Below are 2616 nucleotides of genomic sequence, written 5' to 3'. Positions count from 1 at the left end.
TGGCGAAGGGCGCCGTCTCGGGCGTGGCCGTTGAGCAGCAGGGCTTCGTGAAGGGCTTCGTGCGGCTGTGCAACGACGGCTGGGAGCAGGGCTGGCACGAGCGCAACGGCGGCAACGCGACGTACCGCCTCACGCCGGAGGACGTGGCGTCGTGCCGCTCATTCTTCTACGACACGGCCAGCTCGTGGGTGCCGCTGGGGCTTGCCGCGCCGGGCATGCGCCGCTCGTTCTTCCTGGTCACGCGCGCCGGCGCGTTCATGCGCAACGTGGCGCTCGACCCGGACGCCACGCTGGGCATCGTGGAGCTGAACGACGAGGGCGATGCCTGGCGCATCGTGTGGGGCTTCAAGGAGGGCGGCATGCCCACGAGCGAGCTGGCCAGCCACGTGCTCATCCACGAGAAGCGCGCCGCCGCCACGGCGGGCGCGGCCCGGGTGCTCTACCATGCTCATCCTGTGAACGTGGTGGCGCTCACGGCCGTGATGCCGCTCGATGCGCGCACGTTCACGCGCGCGCTCTGGAAGGCCATGACCGAGTGCGTGATCGCCTGCCCCGAGGGCCTGGGCGTCGTGCCGTGGATGGTGCCGGGGGGTGCGGACATCGCCCGCGCCACCGCCGAGCTCATGGGGCGCTACCCGGCCTGCGTGTGGGCGCAGCACGGCCTGTTCTGCTCGGGCGCGGACTTCGATGCCACGTTCGGCCTCATGCACACGGTGGAGAAGGCCGCCGCCGTGTACGCGCAGGCGCGCCTGCTCAACCGCGGCAGCGACGCCTTCCCGAACACGATCCCCGACGCCGGTCTGCGTGCCATAGCGGAAACGTACCACCTGCCGATCAACGAGGAGTTCCTGGAAGGGTAGGATGCCGCCGTGCGCTGCTGTGCGTGCTGTGCGCGTTGCCTGTTTTCCCCTCGCATGCGCGTTTCAACTGTGCTATCATGCAAAGGCTTGTCTTCGCCTTGGTCGGAAACCAAGGCCTGTCTAAGGAGAACCAAATGAAACAGGGAATTCATCCGGAATACGTCGAGTGCACGGTGAAGTGCAGCTGCGGCAACACGTTCACCACCATGTCGACGAAGCCGGAGCTGAAGATCGACATCTGCAACGTGTGCCACCCGTTCTACACCGGCCAGCAGCGCTTCGTGGACACCGGCGGACGCGTGCAGCGCTTCGCCGACAAGTTCGGCTCCGCCAAGGAGACCGTGGCCGAGCGCGAGGCCGCGAAGAAGGCCGCCAAGGCCGCAGCCGTGGCCGAGGCCGAGGCAAAGCGCAAGGCCGAGCGCGAGGCGAAGGCCGCCGAGAAGGCCAAGCGCGCCGAGGAGTTTGCCAAGAAGGCCGAGCGCGACGCCGCCAAGGCCGCCGAGGCCGAGGCTGCCGCCCCTGCCGAGGATGCCGCTGCCGAGGCCACGGCCGAGGAAGTCGCCGCCGTGGACGCCCTCGTGGAGGCTCCGGCCGAGGAGAAGGCCGCCGAGTAGCGCGCAACCGAGATCCGGTACGAAACAGGAACGCCCGGCCGATGGCCGGGCGTTCCTGTTTCGGGGCCCGGCCATCGGCCGGGCGCTTCTGCTTCCGAAGGAGGGGGGGGGAAGCCGTTTACTTCGCCTGCGCGTGCGCGGCGATCTCGTCGAACTCGGCCTGCGAGAGGTCGTAGCCGTAGAACGTCTTGAAGTAGCCGGCCACGGTGTCGTACATATCGTCATCGTAGTGGTCGGGGTACAGCAGGCGGGGCAGCCACTGCATGCCCAGCACCTGGTTCACGGTCGGGGGGTTGTTGAGCCAGCACCACGGCGCGCCGGGCACCTCGTAGTAGTTGCCGCTCTTCACGGCCGAAAGGTCGGCCCAGGCCGGGTCGCTGCCCACGGTGTCGTATATGCTGCCCTCCTGGAACAGGATGAGCTCGGGATCCCAGAGGGACACCTGCTCGAGGCTCACCTCGGTGCCGCTGCCGCTGCCCGACACCTTGCCCAGGTCGGCCACGTTGTTCGCCACAAGGTCGACGACCTGGCCCTGGTAGGAGTTCTTCGCGATGGTGTTCGTGCCCGCGTCGCCCAGCAGGTAGGCCACGCGCACGCGCTGGTCCTCGGGAATGCCCGCCATCACGGACACGGTCTCGTCGTAGGCGTTCTTGCAGTAGGCGGACAGCTCCGCGCCGCGGTCCTCCATGCCCAGAAGCTCGCCGAGCATCTCGTAGGCGTCGCCGTAGGTGTCCATGGTGGTCTCGACGAACACGACGGGGATGCCCAGCTGGGTCTGCAGCGTGTCGAGATCCTCCTTGATGCCGTCCTTGGCCTCGCCGGTGTCGATGAGGATCTGCGCGCCAGCCGCGGCCACGGCCTCCTTGTTGAGGTCGCCCTTGGCGCCGAACGCGGCGCCGGTGACGGGCAGGTCGGCGTAATCGCCGCCCAGGTACTTCGCCTGATCGGCGGTGAGTTCCTGCGAGAGCGTGGCCAGCTTGTCGGGGGCCATCGTCAGCAGGACCTGCGTGGCGGTGTGGCCGGCGGGGGCGATGCGGTCGATCTGGGCGGGAACCTCCACCTCGCGCCCGGCCGAGTCGGTGAACGTGCGCGTGGCGCTCTCCGCCGCCTGGTCGTTCTTGGGGGCGTCGCCGCCCGACGCG

At 68.8% G+C, this 2616-nt stretch carries 3 protein-coding genes; 2 read left to right on the top strand and 1 reads right to left on the bottom strand.

The features are described from left to right. On the top strand, positions 1 to 860 hold an 860-nt coding region (gene rhaD / locus GPA_RS14655; protein WP_049784185.1), incomplete at its 5' end, for a rhamnulose-1-phosphate aldolase. A 134-nt stretch (positions 861 to 994) separates the two neighbouring features. After that, the gene (gene rpmE / locus GPA_RS14650; protein ID WP_015540358.1) at positions 995 to 1474 is read left to right on the top strand and encodes a 50S ribosomal protein L31; all 480 of its coding nucleotides are present in this window, start codon (positions 995 to 997) and stop codon (positions 1472 to 1474) included. A gap of 118 nt (positions 1475 to 1592) precedes the next feature. Here rpmE and GPA_RS14645 read toward each other — a convergent pair. Next, positions 1593 to 2616: ABC transporter substrate-binding protein (locus tag GPA_RS14645; protein WP_083809161.1), on the bottom strand; the 1024-nt coding region annotated here is incomplete at its 5' end.

The sequence above is a fragment of the Gordonibacter pamelaeae 7-10-1-b genome (assembly GCF_000210055.1).
GTDB classification, from domain to species: Bacteria; Actinomycetota; Coriobacteriia; order Coriobacteriales; family Eggerthellaceae; genus Gordonibacter; species Gordonibacter pamelaeae.
The sequence above is the reverse complement of the archived record's forward strand: the minus strand, read 5'-3'. Positions and strand labels throughout refer to the sequence as shown.